Raw genomic sequence first — 4,532 nt, forward strand, 5'->3', positions numbered from 1 at the left:
CCGGTATCGCCGTCTTCATGGGGTCCGGATCGGCTCAGGCACTCGACTTCAACAACGATGCCTGCCTGGACCTGTCACGGACACAGGTCTGTGACAACCACAAGCTCTACCGGTTCGTCCGAATGCAGGGCCCAACACAGAATCCGTGCGGCATGCCGTGGGCGGCCGTGGTGGTGCGCTCCTGTTGAGCCGCGCCTCCGTATCTGTCTGACCCGACGACGGGGCCGCTGAGCAGCGCGAGGCTGACCACACATTTAGACGCCCTACGGACCAACCGTCCGTGGGGCGTCTGCGCGTACGCATCCGCCGAGGGCGAACGAATTGATGATGCGTGCAGGGGACACCGCCGCAGGCAACGGACGGTTCGGGGCGGGCGGTGATCGGCAGTACGCACTGGCCGGGGCAGGTGCTAACCGGCACAGCCGCACCGGCCGAAGCCCATGAGCCGCGTTGCCTCGGACGGGTGAGGTCTCCAGCGGCTAGCCGGTACCTGTACTTGTACCCCTTTGTCAGGGCCGCTGGCGGACTCACCTGCGGCCCTGCCCCGGGTCGTCCTCCGGCTCCGGCGGCGCTGCGGCCTCAATGCGGGCGGTTCGGCGGCGGCCTCCTTGTGTGCGACGTCGTCGGCGCGGCACGGACGGCACACGGACCTGTCTCCGGCCCGTACGGCGGTCCGGTGCACAATGATCTCTTCAAGGTCGCCCCGACTCGAGCACCCCGAAGATCGTCTGTGGCAGGCGCACCAACAGCCACTCAGCAGAGGGCCGTCCTTGCCACCAGACGGCCATAGACCAGGACCTTGTCCCCTTGTTCCGCAATCCGCGCTGATTCCGTGCTGGTGACCTGCTCCTACGTGTTATGCCGTCGGTCGCCGGACTCATCGACGGCCTCGCCTCTTCTTCCCGCGCAGCCCGCCCGTCTTGCTACGGGGCGACTTCGTACTCCACCACAGTGTCCGGGCAGTCGCCGGCGAGCATCTCCAGCGCGGCCTGCTCCTTCGCGTCGATGGTGAGCTTCCAGCGGAGCTTGGTGGCGACCCAGTCGGAGGCGTAGGTGCACTGCGCGGACGCGGCCGACGGGAGCCACTCGCCGGGATCCCGGTCGCTCTTGGACCGGTTCGACTTCGCGGTCACCGCCACCAACGAGCGTTCGCTCCCCAAGTCGTTGGCATACTGCTCACGGCGGTCCGCGGTCCATTGCGAAGCCCCCGAATCCCAAGCCTCTGCCAGGGGAACCATGTGGTCGATGTCCAGCTTCCTGGCGTCGACTACCTCAACCTCGTCATAGAACGAGGACCAGGACCCACCCGTGATCGCGCACTGGTTTCCTTGCTCCGGCGTCGTGACGGCTTCGGCCAGGAGCACCTCGCGGCGGGTGTCGCAGCCGTCGCCGTCCTCGTCGATCCAGTGGTGGAAGGAGTCGCGTTCGTACCCGGTCCGGCTCTCCTCACCAAGCGGCAGCATGGCCACCGCTTCGCTGAGCGGTGTCCCGCTGCCGCCCGCGGGGACTCCGGGCGCGGCCGCACCGGTGGCAGACGAGGTCGGGCTGGCCTGCTTGTCGTCAGGATCGGTCGTCGCGGCGGGGTTACACGCGGTGAGGCAGACAGCGAGCAGAGCAGTGCTGATCAGGACATGGCGCGGCGTGATCACGGCGAGGAACTCCGGCAGGTGAGTGGACTGAAACGACCTCATTGTCGCAGGTTGGAGACCGAGGTGACAGAGGCTCAGGTGTTCACGAGGTAGCCCTGACGGGACCCGCATCACCCAGCAGCGGGCCGGAGGCCGGTGCGGTGCAGCATCCAGGGTGAGAACCAAGCGTGACCGCGCTCCGGCGGTCGATCAGGCACCTGATCCGGGCGCTCGCGCGCAGGAAGACCCGGGAGCAGCGGGCCCAGCTGAAAGGGCTCAAGGACGTGTTGTGCTCTCGCCGGTGGCGGGAGTGCGCTGCTTGTATTCCTCGGCGTCGAAAGCCGGTGGGCGACCGCCGGCACGACCTCGCCGCAGACGGTGGCCGATCTGGTCGGAGGACTGGGGGATGACAGCGCGGATTCCACGTCGGCGGAGGTGACTTCGGATCGCGCGCGGGATGAGTACGCGCGGTCCGCCGAGACGGCATCGGGCCGGGCCCTCCTTCCCTTTCCCGGAACTCGGATGCCAGCCATGACGGTCTCGAAGGCCGGGGCGTCACCCGCCTGGCCTGCGGTGACGCGGAGGACCAGGGGTCGTGCCCGGCCGTAGCTGGCAAGGACCTTCGTGCTCAGGCCGCCTCGGGAGCGACCGAGCGCGTGGTCGTCGGGTTCGGCCCGGCCTGGAGCCCTTTTTTCCTGGCTCCGGCGGCGTGCTGGTGAGCCCGGCAGACAGTGGAGTCCACCGACACGGTCCAGCCGATGCCGTCAGCACCCTCGGCCGCTGCCAGGACCGCTGTCAGGATGCGTTCCCAGGTGCCAGCCACGGCCCACCTGATCAGCCGTTTGTGAGCGTTCTGGAACGATACGAGCTCGTCGGGCAGGTCCCGCCAGGGCGAGCAGGTTCGGTACTTCCATGCGATGGCCTCCAAGGTTCGGCGGTGATCGACCCACCGCCGACCGCGGACCGGATCGGCTGGCATCAGCGGCTCGATCCGGTTCCACATCGCATCAGTGATCACTAACCGGACAGACACATCCGATTAACTGCCCACCGATCAATCAGACACGCTCTCGGGGCGAGCGTCCATGCGGTGGATGAGTCCGCCGTCGGGGCCGAAGACGTCGATAAGGTAGCCCTTCTTGAATGACGCCCCCTCCTTCGTCGTCAGGTGAGTGGTGACCGAGGTGTTCTGCCGGCGGAAGATCGCGTCCGCCTGATCCGCGTTGCGGGTCCGGATGACCACCCGGGGCACGCCTTCTGGTCCGTCCTCGACCTGGATCCCGTACACGTCCGGGTCCCCGCCAGCCGCCCGGTAGCGCTCGGCCAGGGCCACGGCGTCCTGGGGAGCGGCCGTGGCCGTGGACGTCGGGCCAGGCATGACCCGCTTCTGTGGTTCCTCCGTGCAGCCCACCAGCAGCGCGGCTCCCGCCACCACCGTCAGTGCCGCGCGGGCGCCCCGTCCTAATGTGTGCACCATCGCCAACTCCCCTGATCAGTGAGGATTCGGCGACCCTACGCGAGGCCCGCCGCGCCGCGGAGGCCGGGCTAGTTGGGGGCTGCAGACCAATCGGACAGACACATCTGATCAACAGCTCAGCCCACCCATGGCAACGGTTCGGCGGTGCGCTCTCCCGGGTGGCGCCCGTGCCGGAACTCTTCGTGGGGCGGCCACGAGGGCCATTGTGAGAGGCGATTGGCAAGATTGCGGCCATGAATGTCACTCCTGTCACTCCCGCACGGCCGATCGACGTCACCGCGGTCTTTCCCCAACTGGTCCCGCTGGCCCGCACGGCGACCCGCCTGCACCCCCGCCCTGGGGCGCCGACGTGGCACGACAGCTCGATCGGCGGGCCGCTGCTGTGGCCCGCCGAGGAGCCGTGGCCACACTGCGAGGAACCGCATGTGGTGGATGGCATCAACCCAGCTCAGCCCCCGGCGGATCTGCGGCTGGAGCGACGGATCTTCGCCGCCTCGCACGGCCGGGACCTGACTCCGGAGGAACGGGAGTCTCTCGAGCGGATCCGACCCCCTCGGACGTATCCGGTGAGCCTGGCGGTCCGGACCTACGACGGCCCCATAGCGATGCTGCCCGTCGCGCAGCTGTACGTACGGGATGTACCCGATCTGAGCCCGCCGGAGGGCAAGGACCTGCTGCAGGTTCTGTGGTGCCCCTTCGACCATCCGATCATGCCCAGGACCCTGCTCTTCTGGCGTTCCGCAGCCGCCGTCACCGACACCCTCGACACGCCCCCCGAGCCGCCCGCAGTGCAGTTCGACGGCTATCTACCGGAACCGTGCGTGCTCGAACCGGAGCAGATCACCGAGTACCCCGACCATCTGGAGCTGAGCGAAGAACTGCGGGAGCAGCTCAAGCAATGGAGTGTGCCGCAGGCAGCAGAGGAAGACATGGACCCGGACACGTACTACGACTGTGTGCTGTCCAACGCACCTGGCTGGAAGGTCGGCGGCTGGCCCGCTTGGAACTCCACCGACCCCAGCCCGCAGCCCTGCTCCAAGTGCGGCACCGGCATGGAGGTCCTGATGACCGTCGCCACGTTCGAGGAAGGGGACGACGCCGGGAACAGCTGGTCTCCGTACCCCCACCCAGGCGCGGGACCGTACCCCGGCCACCGCGGCTACAACGCGACCGGGGTCCAGATAGGCAGCGGCTACCGGCAGCACCTGTTCGTCTGCCCGGCGGAGCCCGAGCACCCGCACATCGAGTTGATGACGTAGCCCGCCCCCAGTGTGCAGTCGGCGTCACAGTGCGGGCATGCCGTGTCGCCGGGTGGCCGCGAGGCTCAGGGTGCCTAGTAGGGCTTGGTCAGGTCGGACATGGGTGAGCGTGTCCTTTCGGTCGGTGTTGCGTTGACAGGGTGTGACTCCGGATGAGATTGCGGCTGT

Annotated in this window: 4 protein-coding genes and 1 pseudogene; 2 read left to right on the forward strand and 3 right to left on the reverse strand. The window is 68.1% G+C overall.

The genetic code is table 11. The features are described 5' to 3' along the window. On the forward strand, nucleotides 1-188 hold a 188-nt coding region (locus ABT001_RS35715), incomplete at its 5' end, for a hypothetical protein (protein WP_351285846.1). Nucleotides 189-923: 735 nt separating this feature from the next. Here ABT001_RS35715 and ABT001_RS35720 read toward each other — a convergent pair. The 3 genes and pseudogenes from ABT001_RS35720 to ABT001_RS35730 form a co-directional block, all read right to left on the reverse strand. Continuing rightward, nucleotides 924-1,691, reverse strand: a complete 768-nt coding sequence (locus ABT001_RS35720) for an HNH endonuclease family protein (RefSeq protein ID WP_351285848.1) — start codon at nucleotides 1,689-1,691, stop codon at nucleotides 924-926. Between the two features lie 249 nt (nucleotides 1,692-1,940). Beyond that, nucleotides 1,941-2,661 (reverse strand): annotated as a pseudogene (locus ABT001_RS35725) (IS5 family transposase); the annotation flags it as partial. Between the two features lie 21 nt (nucleotides 2,662-2,682). Further along, nucleotides 2,683-3,105, reverse strand: a complete 423-nt coding sequence (locus ABT001_RS35730; protein ID WP_351285849.1) for a hypothetical protein — start codon at nucleotides 3,103-3,105, stop codon at nucleotides 2,683-2,685. A gap of 233 nt (nucleotides 3,106-3,338) precedes the next feature. On the opposite strand from ABT001_RS35730, the gene ABT001_RS35735 reads away from it, so the two are divergent. Beyond that, nucleotides 3,339-4,364, forward strand: coding sequence for a hypothetical protein (locus ABT001_RS35735; protein WP_351285851.1), 1,026 nt, complete (start codon nucleotides 3,339-3,341; stop codon nucleotides 4,362-4,364). Nucleotides 4,365-4,532: the final 168 nt, after the last annotated feature.

The sequence above is a fragment of the Streptomyces sp. NPDC002793 genome (assembly GCF_040295485.1).
In the GTDB taxonomy this organism is placed as follows: Bacteria; Actinomycetota; Actinomycetes; order Streptomycetales; family Streptomycetaceae; genus Streptomyces.